We start from the raw sequence: 16405 nt of genomic DNA, 5'->3' as shown, positions 1-16405 counted from the left end.
CCGTGCCTGTGCCCGGCCCGGTGGGGCCGGTGGAGGTGGCGCGGGCCGGGGCCCTGTGCGGGTTACCCGTCCTGCTACCCGTCCCGGCCGCCGTCCCGTGCGTGGCCTTCGTCACCGCGTCCTTCGTCTTCCTCGTTCACATAGACGCGCGGAACGCGGGTTCCGATCCGGGTGACGACCTCGTAGGCGATGGTGCCCGCGGCCTGCGCCCAGTCCTCGGCGGTGGGTTCGCCGCGGTCGCCGGGGCCGAAGAGCAGCGCCTCGGCGCCGGCCTCGGGCTCGTCCCCGCCGAGGTCGACGACGAACTGGTCCATGGCGATCCGGCCCGCGACGGTGCGCCACTTGCCGCCGACCAGCACGGGTCCGGCCCCGGAGGCGTGGCGCGGGATGCCGTCCGCGTAACCGACGGGCACCAGGCCGAGGGTGGTCTCGCCCGGCGTCACGTAGTGGTGCCCGTAGCTCACGCCGTGGCCGCCCGGCACGTGCTTCACCAGGGCCAGTGAGGCGGCCAGGGTCATCACGGGGCGCAGCCCGAAGTCGGCCGGAGCGCCCAGCTCGGGGCTGGGCGAGACGCCGTAGAGGGCGATCCCGGTGCGGACGAGGTCGAAGTGGGTCTCGGGGAGGGTGAGCGTGGCGGGCGAGTTGGCGATGTGCCGCACCTCGGGGCGGACGCCCTGCCGCTCGGCGTGGGCCACCATCTCCCGGAAGAGGGTGAGCTGGGCGGCGATGGACGGGTGGCCGGGCTCGTCGGCGCAGGCGAAGTGGGACCACAGACCGGTGACGCGGACGAGCCCCTCGGCCTCGGCGCGCAGGGCCTCGGCGACGAGTTCGGGCCAGTCGGCGGGCTGGCAGCCGTTGCGGCCGAGGCCGGTGTCGGCCTTCAGCTGCACGCGCGCGGGACGGCCCGCGGCCCGGGCGGCCGTGCGGACCTCGGCCAGCGCCCACAGTCCGCTCACCGACACGTCCAGATCGGCCTCGATGGCCTCCCGCCAGGGGCCGCCCGGAGTCCACAGCCAGCACATGATCCGCACCGGTGGCGCCAGTCCGGCGGCGCGCAGGGCGAGGGCCTCCTCGGGCGTGGCGGTGCCGAGCCAGGTCGCCCCGGCGGCGAGGGCGGCGCGGGCGCACGGGACGGCGCCGTGGCCGTACGCGTCGGACTTGACCACGGCCATCAGCGCCGCGCCGGGCGCCTGGGCGCGCAGGGCCCGCACGTTGGCCCGCAGGGCGGACAGATCGATCTCGGCGCGGGCGCGCAGCGGTGCCGTCCGCGGGTGTGCTGTCTCAGTCATCGCGCCCCCAGTGTCTCAGAGCACCGGAACGCCCCCTCGGCACCCGGGCCCTGGACACGGCGCAGCCCCCCGGTCCCGCTCCCGTGACACCGCCGCGACCCGGCCGCGGCCGGGGCCACCGACCGCACACTCCCCGTCCTACGGCCCCGACGCGGCCGCGCGAGCCGGACGCGCCGGACCCAGGACCGGGTCGGCGCGGCTGGGTGTCAGTCGTGGACGTCCCGCCACGCCTCCGGGATCGCCTCGGCCACGTCGTGGGCGCCGGCCGGGGCGCCCGCCGCGGCGAAGCGGCCGGCCAGGCCGTGGAGGTAGGCGGCCGTGCTGCCCGCGTCCAGGGGGGACAGGCCCGCCGCCAGCAGGGATCCGGCGAGGCCGGACAGGACGTCTCCGCTGCCGGCCGTGGCGAGCCAGGGCGTGCCCGTCGGGTTGACGCGCACCGGGCCGCCGTCCGGGGCGGCGACCAGGGTGGTGGAGCCCTTGAGCAGGACGGTGGCGCCGTAGCGGGCGGCGAGTTCGCGGGCGGAGGACAACCGGGCTCCCTCCACCTCCTCGCGGGCCACGCCGAGCAGGGCGGCGGCCTCTCCGGCGTGCGGGGTCATCAGGGTGGGCGCGGTGCGGGCGCGTACGGCGTCCCGATGGGCCAGCCGCAGCCCGTCCGCGTCGATCAGCACCGGTACGTCCGTCTCCAACACCTCGGCGACGGTGGCCGCGTCGTCCCCGACGCCGGGACCCACGACCCACGCCTGCACCCGGCCCGCCTTGTGCGGCCCCTGGTCGGAGACGAGGGTCTCCGGGAAGCGGGCGATCACCGCATGCCCGGCGGGGCCGACGTAGCGCACGGCACCGGCTCCGCCCCGCAGCGCCCCCGACACGGCGAGCACGGCCGCGCCGGGATAGCGTGCCGAGCCGGCCGCGATGCCGACCACGCCCCGCCGGTACTTGTCGCTCTCGGCGGCGGGCCGCGGCAGCAGCGCGGCCACGTCTGCGTGCTGGAGTGCCTCGAGTTCGGGCTCGGCCGGCAGGTCGAGCCCGATGTCGACGAGGCGTACGGTGCCGGCGTACTCGCGTGCCGGGTCGACGAGCAGCCCCGGCTTGTGCGTGCCGAAGGTGACGGTGAGGTCCGCGCGGACGGCGGCGCCGCGCACCTCGCCCGTGTCGGCCTCCACCCCGCTCGGCAGGTCCACGGCGACGACGGCCGCGCGGGACCTGGCCGCCCGTTCGGCCAGCGGCGCCGCGTCCGGGCGCAGCCCGCCCTTGCCGCCGATGCCGACGATGCCGTCGACCACGAGGTCGGCCCGGTCGATCAGCTTCTCCGCCGTGCCGGGGCGGGCGACGCTGCCGCCCGCGCGCCGCAGGGCCGCGAGACCGCCGGGGTGCGTGTGGTCGGGGGCGAGCAGCACCGCCGTGACTCCGGCGCCGCGGCGGGCCAGCCGGGCACCGGCGTACAGGGCGTCACCGCCGTTGTCGCCACTGCCGACGAGGAGCACCACCCGGCGGCCGTAGACCCGGCCCAGCAAGTCCGCGCAGGCGGCGGCGAGTCCGGCGGCGGCGCGCTGCATCAGCGCGCCCTCGGGGAGCCGCGCCATCAGCTCACGTTCGGCTGTCCTGACCGTGTCCACGCTGTAGGCAGTACGCATGCGGTCGAGTCTGCCCCGGATGGGGCGGGTTCTGCACGCGCACGGGCGGGTCCCGCACGCGCAGGGGCGGGGCGCGGGAGCGCCCTCCGTGACGACCGGGGAATCACCGCGCGGCTCATCACCCAGCGACTCGCCCGACCGCCCGTGGCCGCCCACCGTCCCCGCGACCGCCGTCCTCTGCCCGGCACACCACGACCGGCGTCTGCGCGACCACCCCGGTGGTCACCCCTCCGCGATCACCACGGCCGACGCCACCCCCGCGTCGTGGCTCAGCGACACGTGCCAGGAGCGGACCCCGAGTTCGGCCGCCCGCGCCGCCACGGTCCCCTTCACCCGCAGCCGGGGCTGCCCGGAGTCCTCGACGAAGACCTCCGCGTCGGTCCAGTGCAGCCCGGCCGGGGCGCCGAGTGCCTTGGCGAGCGCCTCCTTGGCGGCGAACCGGACGGCGAGCGAGGCCATGCCACGGCGCTCACCGCTCGGCAGCAGCAACTCGCTGTCCAGGAAGAGCCGTTGCGCCAGCGTGGGCGTCCGCTCCAAAGACGCCGCGAACCGGTCGATCTCGGCCACGTCGATGCCGACCCCGATGATGCTCATGCCGAGCACCCTACGCGGCTCGCGCCACCCCCGGCCGAGGGCGGACCGCCCGGCGGCCGTTGGGACGCCGGGCGCCGGGGTGGAGGCGCTGGTTCCCTTGGCGCACCGGCGCCCGACGTGCTACGCGTGCCCCATGAACTGAGAGTTACGCCCGTTTTCACACTTTCTGCGCGCATGCGCAGGAGTGCCCTACGGGAGGCGTGTGGCACCCCTGCGCAGAGGGCACACGAAAAGGGGCCCCGACCTCGGTCGGAGCCCCTCTCGGCGTGAGACGCGTTACCAGCGATACCAGCGGCCGCGTCGGCCACCGCTGCCCGCCGGGCGCACCACGAAGCCCAGCAGCCATACGACGAGCACGATCACGGCGATCCACCACAGTGCCTTCAGTGCGAAGCCCGCACCGAAGAGGATCAGAGCCAGCAGAAGAACGAGAAGCAAGGGAACCATGTCTATCAACCTCCGATCGTTCGAGTTCCCCCTGACTTGGCGAACACGCATCCCGAACTCGCGGTTTTTTTCCGAAGCCCCGGGGAATCCGGGGAGGTTCGCACGGGACTCCGAGTCGTAAGGCCACGAATTGCGGTGATGTTTATGCGCGAGGACGGGGGTTATCCGATCACCACCGAGCGCCATGACGACGTTGGGATGTGAAACCCATGGCTGAGAACCAGAAGGCACAGGCCAAGACCGAGCAGGCCAAGGGCAAGACCAAGGAGACGGTCGGCCGCGCGATCGGCAACGAGCGCATGGAGGCCGAGGGCCGGATGGAGCAGTCACGCGGCGACGCCCGCGAGGCCAAGGAGAAGACGAAGGACGCCTTCCGCCACTGAGCCGATCAAAAGCCTGACCCATTCGGGCGAACGACAGATGTGGGCACCCCAGGAGAATTGGGGGGCCCGCATTTGTTTTGCCCCGCGGGCGCCAGACCTCGGTCTTGCGCGCCCGCTGAGCGTCCCCGAGTTCGCACCACCCGTGCATGGCCCCGGCCAGAACCCCTCTCTCGTCCCGGTCGGCACCTCCCTCCACTTCGTCGAAGCCCTCAGGAGTGAGGACTGCTGGCGGGCGAGCCCGAGTCGACGCGGCAGACGACCGGCTGCCGCGGCTCACGGCCTCGGCGGCGGCTCCGTACGGCCGTTGTCCACGGCGGGCCCCTCGTGAGCGCGGCGGCGGGACTCGGCGAGGGCGCGCTCGAACTCCTCGCGGGCGCGCCGCTGGATGCCTTCGCTGTCGTGCAGCAGCGCGTCGATCTCCTCGGGCGTGGCCGGGACGGGCGGCGGTCCCTCCTCGGTCAGGCGGTCGTGGAGCCACCAGCACGCCCCGTCCTCGTCCGGGAACCGCTCCAGCACCTCGCGGCTGCCGCGTTCGTGGATCCCCACGACCCACTCACCGCCGCGCTCTTCGAGGAAGTAGCGATCGGTGGGCAGGTGAGGGCCGTGAGTGCAGCCGGGGATCTCGTAGTAGGTCTCCGGGACCCCGGCGGCCCGAAGGGCCCGGCAGAGCTGGAAGCGGTCCATGAAGCAAGTCTCCTACCAGGGGTGGAGCCGGGCCCGACGCCAGGCGCTGGCCCGGCTCCGCTGGTCACCGGGCCGCGGCCTTCACCCAGGCCGGCCGCTTCGGCGTCATCGACTTGCCCTCGGCGAAGGGGACCGCCACCGGTACCAGGGTGCCGTTGGCGACCAGGTTGCCCACGGTGACGCGGGAGGGACTCGAGCAGGCGTCGCTCGACGTCGCGTACTGGAGGCCTCCGCCCGGTTGTTCGAACGCCGGGGCGGCCGGACCCGCGCACACGGTGACCTCCTTCGCCACCTGGTACAGGTGGTAGTCGTTCGGGAAGCGCGGGTCCTCGGTGTTGAGGTTGGACGGCGGAATCGCCCGCTGCCCGAACTTCACGCCCGCCGGAGAGAGGAAGCGGCCGTTCTCGTTGCCGAACCTGTCGACCAGCTGGCCGACTTCGAGCGACGTCGGCGCCGCGATCGGGCCCTGGGCGTTGCGCGCGAAGCCGTCGTCGCGCGGATACCTCCAGTCCTCCTTGATGGGGTCCCACCACCGGTCCAGGAAGTGCACGGGGGTGAGGCCCCCGAGCCGGTCGTATCCCTCGAGGATGTCGCCCAGCAGCCCCTGGGTCGGCAACTGCCTGGGACCGAGCCGCCAGTCACCGCAGAAGAAGAACACGCGGTATTCCGGGGGAACGGTGAGGGGCACCAGACCCCTGCACACACGCCGATCATCGGAGTCGCCACGCCCGTCCCCCGGCATTCCGGGCGCTGCTCCCGCTCGCGGCGTCGACGTCTGCGACCGGACCTGGCCGAGGGGCCCGCTCCGACTACCGTCCTCGGACGCGGGCGCCGCCGAGGAGACGGAAGCGCCCATGACCAGAGAACCGGCCAGGCCGAGCGCAGCCGCGAAGCCGGCACACCTTGTTGACGATCTCAACGAACCTCCCACCAGAACCTTTGCTCGTGTCGCAATGTCCGACAATTCCGGAAGTGAACAGAAAGATGAAACGACGAGATCACTAAAGCCACGGGGTCCGAAGACCGCGAGCGGACGCGCCGAGCCTGCGGCCGAATGAGCCCGTGGGGAGCACGGGGCGAGTGATTTCCCGATCACCCACGCACCTCTCCCGCAGCGGGGTGGAATCACGTTCCTGCCGTTGCGCCGTCGTCGGTCATGGGCGGCGGACGCCTTGGCGCTTCCCGCCCCCTGCCCTCGGAGAGGTCATGAGAATTCCCAGGCGTCGGCGTCTGCCCGGCGCAGCGTTCTTCCTCGCTGTACTCGGCCTGCTCGCCGCAGCCGCACCCACACCCGCGGCCCCGGCCGCCGTACCCAACCCGCCCCCCGTACCGATGACCGCCGCCGATCCGAGCGCCTTCGCACTCCGGTGGGACCACGACCGGGTGACCCAGGCTCTCCAACTGAGGACGGCGGTGAACCCGAACGGCGACCGGGTCCCGGTGGGGTCGATGCTGAACGCGGCCAACCGCCAGGCACACACGCAGAACAACGCGGACTGCGGGGCTCAGGCCCGTGCGAACGACAGCGCACTGAACGGAGCGCACGCGGTCGCCTACTACTGTCTGCGAAGCGACGACGCCAACACCGACAACTGGACCCCGCAGGGCGTCAGCGGCACCGAGGACGCTCAGCCGGGGGCCGGCACGGTGGACGGGCACAGGGCCATCGTCTTCTCCTGGCACGCCGGCGGTGAGAGGCCGGCTCCCACGGATACGGGCACCCGGCTGAGCTTCCTGGACCGCACCAGCAACAGGTACATCCACGTGCTGCTCGTGGTGCCGAACAGTGCGGGGAACGACTACAGCGATGTGACCGTCCACGCGGGCGGCATCGTCTGGTACCAGCACTACATCTTCGTCGCCGCCAACGAGGGCGGGGTGCACGTCTTCGACACCAACAACCTGCTGCAGCTCGCGAACAACCCGAAGGGGAACATCAGCCCCGGCTGCCCGACCGGGCTCCAGAACGGCAGGTACTGCGGGCGCGGATACCACTACCTGCTGCCCGAGATCGGACGCTGGAGCAACACGGCATCCGGCACCCGCTACGACTCCATGTCGCTGGAGCGTCCCCCCTCCGGGAGCGTGGCCTTCCTGACCAGCGAATTCCGCAGGGACAGCGTCGGCCGGGTGGCACGCTGGACGGACTCCGCGATGACCCGCTTCCAGGGCACCATCCATCCGTACATCGCGTGGCACCAGCCCGTCCGCTACGTGCAGGGCGCCTTCTCCCGCGGCTGCTACTACTTCAACACGGGCGGCGGGGGCGGTAACCGCGACCTCGTGTGGGCCAACACGACGGGCAACAGGACGCCGAGGTCGCAGCTCGGCGGTCGAGGTCTGCAGGACCTCTACTGGCTGCGCTCGGCCAATCAGCTGTGGACCCTCACCGAGCACCGGGGCACCCACAGCCGGTTCCTCTACGGTGTGAACCGGCCGGCCTGTCCCTGACCCCGGCCGCCGCCGGGAGCTTCCTCCTCGGACGTCCCGTCAGCGACAGGGACGGACTCCCGGCGGCGCACCGGACGCACGAGATGGGAACTACTCCACCGTCACCGACTTCGCCAGGTTGCGCGGCTGGTCCACCTCGTTGCCGCGGGCGGTGGCCAGTTCGCAGGCGAAGACCTGGAGCGGCACCGTGGCGACCAGGGGCTGGAGCAGGGTGGGGGTGACCGGGATGCGGATGAGGTGGTCGGCGTACGGGACGACCGCCTCGTCCCCCTCCTCCGCGATCACGATGGTGCGGGCACCCCGCGCCCGGATCTCCTGGATGTTGGAGACGATCTTGTCGTGCAGCAGGGAGCGGCCGCGCGGGGACGGGACGACCACGACGACCGGGAGGTCCTGCTCGATCAGGGCGATCGGCCCGTGCTTCAGCTCGCCCGCGGCGAAGCCCTCGGCGTGCATGTACGCCAACTCCTTGAGCTTCAGCGCGCCTTCGAGGGCGACCGGGTATCCCACGTGCCGGCCGAGGAACAGGACCGTGTTCTTGTCGGCGAGGGAGCGGGCCAGGGCCCGTACCGGCTCCATGGTCTCGAGGACCTGCTCGACCTCGCCGGAGATCTGGGAGAGGTCCCGGACGACGTCCTGGATCTCGTCGCCCCACTTGGTGCCGCGGACCTGGCCGAGGTACAGGGCGACCAGGTAGCAGGCCACGAGCTGGGTGAGGAACGCCTTGGTGGAGGCGACCGCGACCTCGGGCCCGGCATGGGTGTAGAGCACCGCGTCCGACTCGCGCGGGATGGTGGAGCCGTTGGTGTTGCAGATGGCCAGTACCTTGGCGCCCTGCTCGCGGGCGTGCCGCAGCGCCATCAGGGTGTCCATGGTCTCGCCGGACTGGGAGATGGCGATGACCAGGGTCTGCTGGTCGAGGATCGGGTCCCGGTAGCGGAACTCGCTGGCCAGCTCGACCTCGCAGGGGATGCGGGTCCAGTGCTCGATGGCGTACTTGGCGATCATCCCGGCGTGGAAGGCCGTACCGCAGGCGATGATGACGACCTTGTCCATCTCGCGCAGTTCGGAGGCGGAGATGCGGACCTCGTCGAGCGTCAGGCTGCCGGAGGCGTCGATACGGCCCAGCAGGGTGTCGGCGACCGCCTTGGGCTGCTCGGCGATCTCCTTGAGCATGAAGTAGTCGTAGCCGCCCTTCTCGGCGGCGGCCGCGTCCCAGTCGACGTTGTAGGAGCGCACCTCGGCGGGACTGCCGTCGAACCCGGTGACCGTCACGCCGTCGCGGCGCAGCTCGACCACCTGGTCCTGGCCCAGCTCGATCGCCGAGCGGGTGTGGGCGATGAACGCGGCGACGTCGGAGGCGAGGAAGGACTCGCCCTCGCCGACACCCACCACCAGCGGCGAGTTGCGGCGGGCGCCGACGACCACGTCCGGCTCGTCCGCGTGCACGGCGACCAGGGTGAAGGCGCCCTCCAGGCGCCGGCACACCAGCCGCATCGACTCCGCGAGGTCCGCGCAGGAGGAGAACTCCTCGGCGAGCAGGTGCGCGACGACCTCCGTGTCCGTCTCGGACGTCAGCTCGTGGCCGCGCTCCGCCAACTCGGCGCGCAGCGCGGCGAAGTTCTCGATGATGCCGTTGTGGACGACGGCGACCCGCCCGGCGTTGTCCAGGTGCGGATGCGCGTTGGCGTCCGTGGGCCCGCCGTGCGTGGCCCACCGGGTGTGCCCGATGCCCGTCGTGCCGCTCGGCAGCGGCCGGTCGACGAGTTCCTTCTCCAGGTTGACCAGTTTCCCGGCCTTCTTGGCCGCCGCCAGCCCGCCGTCCGCGAGCACGGCGACACCCGCCGAGTCATAACCCCGGTACTCCAGTCGCTTCAGCCCGGCCATCACGACCTCGAGCGCCGACTGCGACCCCACGTATCCCACGATTCCGCACATGGGCGGCAGCCTACGGGCCGGGCCGCTTCCGATCACCGCACTCGGTGCCCGAAATCGGAAATTCCCGCCGGGGTACGAACCACCCCGGCGGGAATCCGCGGTCATCCCAGCTTGGCCAGCTGCGCCTGGACGAGTTCGGCCGGGAAGTCGAAGTCCTTGCCCGTGGCGGCGGAGGCGAGGTTGACGGCCGGGAGGTGGGCGAGGGTGGCGCCCTTGCGGACGACGACGGCCTTGACCGGCGCCTTCATACCCTCCTCGGCGTCGATGGTCATCGTCACGGCGAACGCCTCGTCCGCGCCGCCGGGCGCCTGGGTCGGGGTGACGCCGACAATCTTGTTCGTCGTGCCGCCGACGGTGTACGAGAAGCCGCCGGCGCACTTGCGGGCGGCCGCCTTCAGGTCCTTCATGGCCTGCTCGGCGCCGCCGTCCGCGTAGGAGGCGAGGGTGTCCACGACCTTGGCGCGGTCGAGCGCGGCCATCATCGTGTCCTCGGCGCTCGCGCCCGCCGCGGGCTTCTTCGCGTCGCTCGTCCAGGAGCGCTTCACCGTGGCCGCCGGCGTGCCGACGTAGGAGCCGACCTGGAGGTACGCGAGCGGCGCGCAGTCGGCGTCGTCCGTCTTCACCTTGTCCCGCGCGATGTCGTCCCGCGCCGGCACCTTGGTGGTGACCTTGCCGCTCTTGACGTCGGCCTGGGTGAGGGCGGCCTTCTCCAGCTCGGCGGCGGTCAGCGGCTTCACGGCGGTGGCGGTCCGCTCCGCCCGCGCCGTCGAGTCGCCGCCCTTCTCCTCCCCGCCCTCGGAGGAGCCGCCGCAGGCGGTGGTCAACAGGGCGAGGGCAGCGGCGGAGGCGGCGAGGGCGGTGCGGCGAACGGCGGTGGATCTCAAGGAGCAGCTCTTTCTCTTCGCGTCGGCGCGGCCCCAAGAGCCACGCTTTCCCATTGCTTTGCCCGCACTTTAACCACAGCGGCCACACAGTTGATCATCAAACGATCACCCGGTACCCGACCGTGACGCCGGCGTGATCTTCGCCCGACGCCCACCCCGGGGCCGACGCGCCCGCGTGGCGCCCCCGGGCGGACGCTCCCACGTGACGCACCCCACCCCGCGCCCCCGTTCAAACTCCGCTAACAATGGACTGTGATCTCTCCGGTCCCCTCGATGCCCCGGAGCGCCCACCGGCAGCGGCCGGAGGCGACTCCCTACGTCGACCTCACTCGTGCCGAGTGGAGCGCGCTGCGCGACAAGACGCCGTTGCCGCTGTCCGCCGAGGAGGTGGAGCGGCTGCGCGGCCTCGGCGACGTCATCGACCTCGACGAGGTGCGGGACATCTACCTCCCGCTGTCCCGGCTGCTCAATCTGTACGTCGGGGCCACGGACGGCCTGCGCGGCGCGCTGAACACCTTCCTCGGCGAGCAGGGCTCCCAGTCCGGCACCCCCTTCGTCATAGGGGTCGCCGGCTCGGTCGCCGTCGGCAAGTCCACCGTGGCCCGCCTGCTCCAGGCCCTGCTGTCCCGCTGGCCCGAGCACCCGCGCGTCGAGCTGGTCACGACCGACGGGTTCCTGCTGCCCACGCAGGAGCTGGAGCGCCGGGGCCTGATGTCGCGCAAGGGCTTCCCGGAGTCGTACGACCGCCGGGCGCTGACCCGGTTCGTCGCCGACATCAAGGCGGGCAAGGGGGAGGTCACCGCCCCCGTCTACTCGCACCTGATCTACGACATCGTGCCCGGGGAGCGGCTCGTCGTCCGCCGTCCGGACATCCTCATCGTCGAGGGCCTGAACGTCCTCCAGCCCGCACTGCCCGGCAAGGACGGCCGCACCCGGGTCGGGCTCGCCGACTACTTCGACTTCAGCGTGTACGTCGACGCGCGCACCGAGGACATCGAGCGGTGGTACCTCAACCGGTTCCGCAAGCTGCGCGGGACCGCCTTCCAGGACCCCTCCTCGTACTTCCGCAAGTACACCCAGGTGTCCGAGGAGGACGCCCTGGACTACGCCCGCACCATGTGGCGCACGATCAACAAGCCGAACCTGGTGGAGAACATCGCCCCCACCCGCGGCCGGGCCACGCTCGTGCTGCGCAAGGGGCCGGACCACAAGGTGCAACGGCTCAGCCTGCGCAAGCTGTAGGGAGGGCGGGCCGGGTCTGTTAGACAGGGTGCATGCTTCATCTGCGCCTGATCACCCCGCCCGACCGGACCGACGACGTGCTGCGTGTGATCGAGAAGACGGTCGGCACCGCCCACCTGGTCGTGCTCGCGGGCGCCGCCCGCAACCCGGCCGGGGACGTGGTGATGTGCGACGTCGCCCGCGAGGCGGCGGACGAGCTGCTGAGCAGTCTGCAGGAGTTGGGCCTCGACGAGGCCGGTTCCATCGCCGTCGAGAGCATCGACCTGTCGCTGTCCGAGCGGGCCGACCGGGCCGAGAAGGAGGCGCCTGGCGAGGGCGCGGACGCGGTGCTGTGGGAGCACCTGACCGAGGCGACGCACGAGGAGTCGACCCTCTCCGTCACCTATCTCGCCTTCCTCACGCTGGCCACGATGATCGCGGCCTGCGGTGTGCTGCTCGACAACGCGATCCTGATCGTGGGCGCGATGGCGGTCGGCCCGGAGTTCGGTCCCCTGGCCGGTGTCAGCACCGCGCTGGTGCAGCGGGCACCACGGCTGGCGCTGCGGTCGCTGATCGCGCTGCTGGCGGGCTTCGCGCTGGCGATGGCGGTGACGGTGGGCTTCAGCCTCGTCATGGACGCGGTCGGGCTGTTCAGCAAGGCGAAGCTGGAGGGCACACGGCCCAACACGAACTTCGTGTACGCACCCGACGCGTTCTCCTTCGTCGTGGCGGTGCTCGCCGGAGCCGCCGGCACGCTCTCCCTGACCTCGGCCAAGTCCGGCGCCCTGGTCGGCGTCGCCATCTCCGTGACCACGGTCCCGGCCGCCGCCAACGCGGCCGTCGCGCTGAGCTACGGCGACACGGTGCAGACCTGGGGCTCGACGCAGCAACTCCTGCTGAACCTGCTCGGCATCGTGGTGGCGGGCACGCTCACGCTGCTGACCCAGAAGTACTTCTGGACCAGACAGCGCGAGCGCACCCAGCGTTCCCAGGAAGTCGGTTAGCCGAGCGCGGACTTCACCGCGTCCGCCAGCCGACCCGCCACCGACCGCGCCTGGTCGATGTCGGCCGCCTCCACCATGACCCGCACCAGCGGCTCGGTGCCGGACGGCCGCAGCAGCACCCGCCCGGTCTCCCCCAGTTCCCGCTCGGCCTCGGTGACGGCCGCGGCGAGGTCCGCGGAGGTCTTCACCCGCGACTTGTCCACGTCCGGCACGTTGATGAGCACCTGCGGCAGCCGCTCCATCACCGACGCCAGCTCCCGCAGCGTACGGCCGCTCTCGGCGACCCGGGCCGCCAGCAGCAGGCCGGTCAGCGTGCCGTCGCCGGTCGTGGCGTGGTCGAGGACGATGACATGGCCGGACTGCTCGCCGCCGAGGGCGAAGTCCTTCTCCTTCATCTCCTCCAGCACATAGCGGTCGCCGACCGCGGTCTGCACCAGATGGATGCCCTCGCGCTCCATGGCCAGCTTGAAGCCCAGGTTCGACATCACGGTCGCGACGACGGTGTCGGAGCGCAGCGCGGAACGCTCCCGCATCGCCAGCGCGAGCACCGCCAGGATCTGGTCGCCGTCGACCTCCTCGCCGGTGTGGTCCACGGCCAGGCACCGGTCCGCGTCGCCGTCATGCGCGATGCCGAGGGCGGCGCCGTGCTCGAGTACGGCGGCCTTGATCTTGTCGAGGTGGGTCGAGCCGCAGCCGTCGTTGATGTTGAGCCCGTCCGGCTCGGCGCCGATGGTGACGATCTCGGCGCCGGCGCGCGCGAACGCCTCCGGCGAGACCCGGGAGGCCGCGCCGTGCGCCTCGTCGAGGACGATCTTCAGGCCGTCCAGGCGGTTCGGCAGCACACCGAGGAGGTGGGCGACGTACTGGTCGAAGCCCTCGCCGTAGTCACGCACCCGGCCGACACCCGCACCGGTCGGACGGTCCCAGGGAGCGCCGGTGCGGTGCTCCTCGTAGACGCCCTCGATGCGGTTCTCCAGCTCGTCGGCGAGTTTGTGGCCGCCGCGGGCGAAGAACTTGATGCCGTTGTCGGGCATGGCGTTGTGGCTGGCCGACAGCATCACGCCGAGGTCGGCGCCGAGCGCGCCGGTGAGGTACGCCACCGCGGGCGTCGGCAGCACACCGACGCGCAGCACGTCCACACCCGCGCTGGCCAGGCCCGCGACCACGGCGGCCTCCAGGAACTCCCCGGACGCGCGCGGGTCCCGACCGACCACCGCCTTCGGCTTGTGGCCCTCGAAGGTGCCCGCCTCGGCCAGCACGTGCGCCGCCGCGACGGACAGGCCGAGCGCCATCTCGGCGGTCAGGTCCGCATTGGCGACGCCGCGCACGCCGTCCGTGCCGAAGAGTCGTCCCACTTGTCCTCCTGAGAAAGCGTCCGTTCGAAATGCCGTGCCGATGGGTTCAGCGCGTGTTCACCGGGTTCGATGTTCTCGACGCGTCTGCGGCTCCCGCATCGCGGGCATTCCGATGCCTGAACATCCGATCACACTAACCTTCGAGCGCCTTGTGCCGTTATACGCCGAAGGGCTGTGATAAACGAACGCCCCGGCGGCACAGTGTCGTGCCGCCGGGGCGTTCGAGGTACGAGCAGGCAGCTGTGATTAGCGCTTGCTGTACTGCGGGGCCTTGCGGGCCTTCTTGAGACCGGCCTTCTTGCGCTCGACCGCACGGTCGTCGCGCTTGAGGAAGCCGGCCTTCTTCAGCGGGCCGCGGTTGTTGTCCACGTCGGCCTCGTTCAGCGCGCGGGCGACACCGAGACGGAGCGCACCGGCCTGACCGGAGACACCGCCACCGGCGATGCGGGCGACGACGTCGTAACGGCCCTCGAGCTCGAGCACCTTGAAGGGCTCGTTGACTTCCTGCTGGTGCACCTTGTTCGGGAAGTAGTCCTCGAGGGTACGACCGTTGATCTTCCACTTGCCGGTGCCCGGGACGATCCGGACGCGGGCGATGGCGTTCTTGCGACGGCCCAGGCCGGCGGCCGGCTGCGGCTCGCCGAAGCGGGAGGCCATGGACTCCGAGGTGTACTCGCCCTCGACGGGGACCTCGGACTCGGTGGTGTAGCTGTCGATGTCAAGCTCTTCGAGCGGCTGCTCGGCAGTGGTCTCGGCCACGATGCTCCTCAGATTCTCTTCAGTCTTAGGGGGTGGCCGGACTTACTGCGCGACCTGGGTGATCTCGAACGGCACCGGCTGCTGGGCAGCGTGCGGGTGCTGGTCGCCCGAGTAGACCTTCAGCTTGGAAAGCATCTGACGGCCCAGGGTGTTCTTGGGGAGCATGCCCTTGACGGCCTTCTCGACGGCCTTCTCGGGGTTCTTGGCGAGCAGCTCGTCGTAACGGACGGAGCGCAGACCACCCGGGTAGCCGGAGTGGCGGTACGCCATCTTCTGGGTCCGCTTGTTGCCGGAGAGGTGCACCTTGTCGGCGTTGATGATGATGACGAAGTCACCAGCGTCGACGTGCGGCGCGTAGATCGGCTTGTGCTTGCCCCGCAGAAGGGTGGCGGCAGTGGTGGCGAGACGGCCCAGGACAACGTCCTGAGCGTCGATGACGTGCCACTGGCGCGTCACATCGCCGGGCTTGGGGCTGTACGTACGCACGGTTCGTAGCCTTCGCTTCTTCAGTGAATGGTCCTGACAAGGTCACCGAAGACGATCACGACAGCCCTGACCGCACTGCGGTGACGCAAACCGCGTGCAGGTCGCTGGTCATCGGCCCGGTGGACCGGTGTAAGGGCCGGGTCCGTGAGAAGAGCCAAGCCAATACACAACGAAGATGCAGGATACCCGCGGCGCCACATCGCGGTCAAAACGGGGGCGCCGCTGCGGGTCCCGCCTGGTCCCCACCAGTGTAGGAGGAACACGCCGGTCGCTTTGTACCAGCCTGCACCGAAGCGCCTTCACGCGCGCACCGGCACCCCCCAACGCCCGTCTAAGATGCGCCCCATGAGCTATGGGCAGGGGGGCTCGCAGTCCCAGTGGGATCCCTGGAAACCGAATTCTCAGCAGCCGTGGAGCAGCGACGGGAGCGACCAGACGCCTGACTGGGCCGCGCTCGCCGAGGCGTCCGAGACCCGGAACAAGCGGCGCCGCCTGCTGTTCATCGGCGGCGGCGTGCTGGCGACCGTCGCGATCGGCGCGGCCGTCGCCATGGCCGTGGTGTCCGCGAACGGCAAGGACGAGGCGTCGGGCCCCGGCTCCCTGCCCTCCACCGCGTCCCTGCCGAGCGACTCGGCCACGGCGCCGTCCTTCGCGCCCACCAGCGCCCCGCCGCCGCTGGACCCCAAGGACTTCATATCCAGCGCCCGGAAGGACACGGCACCGCTCAGCCCCGCCGGCCTCTTCCCGGGCACGCAGCTCACCATGGGCGAGACCGTGTACAAGAAGGGCCCCACGGCGGACACGAAGAGTTGTGGAACGGCCACGCAGGGCACGCTGCCGCAGATCCTGACGGCCAACGGCTGCACCCGGCTGATGCGCGTGAGCTACGCCAAGGACGGCATCGCGGTCACCGTCGGCGTCGCCGTCTTCGACACCGAGGCGCAGGCGACCAAGGCCAAGGGCCAGGCCGACAAGAAGAGCATCGTGAAGCCGCTGTCCGGCGGCGGGATCAAGGCCTTCTGCACCGGCGCCGTCTGCCGCTCCACGACCAACTCCTACGGCCGCTACGCCTACTTCACCCTCACCGGCTTCACCAGCGGCAAGGACGTCACGGCCAAGGACACCCAGGTGTTCCGCACCGGCGACGACCTCGCCGAGTTCGCCTTCCGGCAGATCCGCCGGCGCGGTGAGGCGCAGGCGTCGGCGGCGGCCGCCCGGTAGGCGACGCGGGGGCCGGCTCCGGAACCGCCCGTCCGCGGCCGACGGGCCCGCT

Annotated in this window: 16 protein-coding genes; 5 read left to right on the top strand and 11 right to left on the bottom strand. The window is 71.6% G+C overall.

From position 1 onward, the window contains the following. Positions 1 to 74 precede the first annotated feature (74 nt). The 4 genes from alr to ACF1A5_RS01335 all read right to left on the bottom strand — a co-directional run bounded on the left by alr (position 75) and on the right by ACF1A5_RS01335 (position 3967). Positions 75 to 1289, bottom strand: coding sequence for an alanine racemase (gene alr / locus ACF1A5_RS01350; protein WP_392190743.1), 1215 nt, complete (start codon positions 1287 to 1289; stop codon positions 75 to 77). A 206-nt stretch (positions 1290 to 1495) separates the two neighbouring features. After that, positions 1496 to 2926, bottom strand: coding sequence for an NAD(P)H-hydrate dehydratase (locus ACF1A5_RS01345; protein WP_392190742.1), 1431 nt, complete (start codon positions 2924 to 2926; stop codon positions 1496 to 1498). Positions 2927 to 3148: 222 nt separating this feature from the next. After that, a complete protein-coding gene (locus ACF1A5_RS01340) occupies positions 3149 to 3520 on the bottom strand; it encodes a holo-ACP synthase (RefSeq protein WP_356193736.1) in 372 nt (123 codons plus the stop codon). A 276-nt stretch (positions 3521 to 3796) separates the two neighbouring features. Continuing rightward, entirely contained in the window at positions 3797 to 3967 is a 171-nt protein-coding gene (locus ACF1A5_RS01335) for a hydrophobic protein (RefSeq protein ID WP_356193734.1), read from the bottom strand. 209 nt (positions 3968 to 4176) lie between these two features. Here ACF1A5_RS01335 and ACF1A5_RS01330 point away from each other — a divergent pair, with 209 nt between their 5' ends. Further along, positions 4177 to 4350 carry a CsbD family protein gene (locus ACF1A5_RS01330; protein WP_356193731.1) on the top strand — a complete coding sequence of 58 codons (174 nt, stop codon included), beginning with the start codon at positions 4177 to 4179 and terminating at the stop codon, positions 4348 to 4350. Positions 4351 to 4623: 273 nt separating this feature from the next. Here ACF1A5_RS01330 and ACF1A5_RS01325 read toward each other — a convergent pair whose 3' ends face one another. Together ACF1A5_RS01325 and ACF1A5_RS01320 are read right to left on the bottom strand one after the other, a co-directional pair. Then, the gene (locus ACF1A5_RS01325) at positions 4624 to 5034 is read right to left on the bottom strand and encodes a hypothetical protein (RefSeq protein ID WP_392190741.1); all 411 of its coding nucleotides are present in this window, start codon (positions 5032 to 5034) and stop codon (positions 4624 to 4626) included. A 64-nt stretch (positions 5035 to 5098) separates the two neighbouring features. Further along, on the bottom strand, positions 5099 to 5737 hold the full coding sequence (locus ACF1A5_RS01320; protein WP_392190740.1) for a TNT domain-containing protein: 639 nt from the start codon (positions 5735 to 5737) through the stop codon (positions 5099 to 5101). Between the two features lie 503 nt (positions 5738 to 6240). On the opposite strand from ACF1A5_RS01320, the gene ACF1A5_RS01315 reads away from it, so the two are divergent. After that, positions 6241 to 7485: a hypothetical protein gene (locus tag ACF1A5_RS01315; RefSeq protein WP_392190739.1), complete on the top strand. Its 1245-nt coding sequence runs from the start codon at positions 6241 to 6243 to the stop codon at positions 7483 to 7485. Positions 7486 to 7575: 90 nt separating this feature from the next. On the opposite strand, the gene glmS is transcribed toward ACF1A5_RS01315, so the two are convergent. Together glmS and ACF1A5_RS01305 are read right to left on the bottom strand one after the other, a co-directional pair. Then, a complete protein-coding gene (gene glmS, locus ACF1A5_RS01310) occupies positions 7576 to 9423 on the bottom strand; it encodes a glutamine--fructose-6-phosphate transaminase (isomerizing) (protein ID WP_392190738.1) in 1848 nt (615 codons plus the stop codon). A gap of 101 nt (positions 9424 to 9524) precedes the next feature. Then, positions 9525 to 10307, bottom strand: coding sequence for a hypothetical protein (locus tag ACF1A5_RS01305; RefSeq protein ID WP_392190737.1), 783 nt, complete (start codon positions 10305 to 10307; stop codon positions 9525 to 9527). Positions 10308 to 10580: 273 nt separating this feature from the next. Here ACF1A5_RS01305 and coaA point away from each other — a divergent pair, with 273 nt between their 5' ends. Continuing rightward, positions 10581 to 11549 carry a type I pantothenate kinase gene (gene coaA, locus ACF1A5_RS01300; protein WP_392190736.1) on the top strand — a complete coding sequence of 323 codons (969 nt, stop codon included), beginning with the start codon at positions 10581 to 10583 and terminating at the stop codon, positions 11547 to 11549. Between the two features lie 32 nt (positions 11550 to 11581). Next, positions 11582 to 12532 carry a DUF389 domain-containing protein gene (locus ACF1A5_RS01295; protein ID WP_392190735.1) on the top strand — a complete coding sequence of 317 codons (951 nt, stop codon included), beginning with the start codon at positions 11582 to 11584 and terminating at the stop codon, positions 12530 to 12532. Here the strand turns inward: ACF1A5_RS01295 and glmM are convergent. The 3 genes from glmM to rplM all read right to left on the bottom strand — a co-directional run bounded on the left by glmM (position 12529) and on the right by rplM (position 15132). Continuing rightward, positions 12529 to 13887 (bottom strand): phosphoglucosamine mutase, encoded by a 1359-nt coding sequence (glmM, locus tag ACF1A5_RS01290; RefSeq protein WP_392190734.1) that lies wholly within the window; start codon positions 13885 to 13887, stop codon positions 12529 to 12531. The genes ACF1A5_RS01295 and glmM overlap by 4 nt on opposite strands. A 246-nt stretch (positions 13888 to 14133) precedes the next feature. Beyond that, positions 14134 to 14646 (bottom strand): 30S ribosomal protein S9, encoded by a 513-nt coding sequence (rpsI, locus tag ACF1A5_RS01285; RefSeq protein WP_020276276.1) that lies wholly within the window; start codon positions 14644 to 14646, stop codon positions 14134 to 14136. A gap of 42 nt (positions 14647 to 14688) precedes the next feature. Then, positions 14689 to 15132: a 50S ribosomal protein L13 gene (gene rplM, locus ACF1A5_RS01280; RefSeq protein ID WP_276110719.1), complete on the bottom strand. Its 444-nt coding sequence runs from the start codon at positions 15130 to 15132 to the stop codon at positions 14689 to 14691. Positions 15133 to 15477: 345 nt separating this feature from the next. Between rplM and ACF1A5_RS01275 the strand changes: the two genes are divergently transcribed. Then, positions 15478 to 16353, top strand: a complete 876-nt coding sequence (locus ACF1A5_RS01275; RefSeq protein WP_392190733.1) for a hypothetical protein — start codon at positions 15478 to 15480, stop codon at positions 16351 to 16353. The last annotated feature ends 52 nt before the right edge of the window (positions 16354 to 16405 follow it).

It is taken from the genome of Streptomyces sp. NPDC014864 (genome assembly GCF_043081525.1).
In the GTDB taxonomy this organism is placed as follows: Bacteria; Actinomycetota; Actinomycetes; order Streptomycetales; family Streptomycetaceae; genus Streptomyces.
Note: the sequence above shows the minus strand (reverse complement) of the source record. Positions and strands in the feature narration are given on the sequence as shown.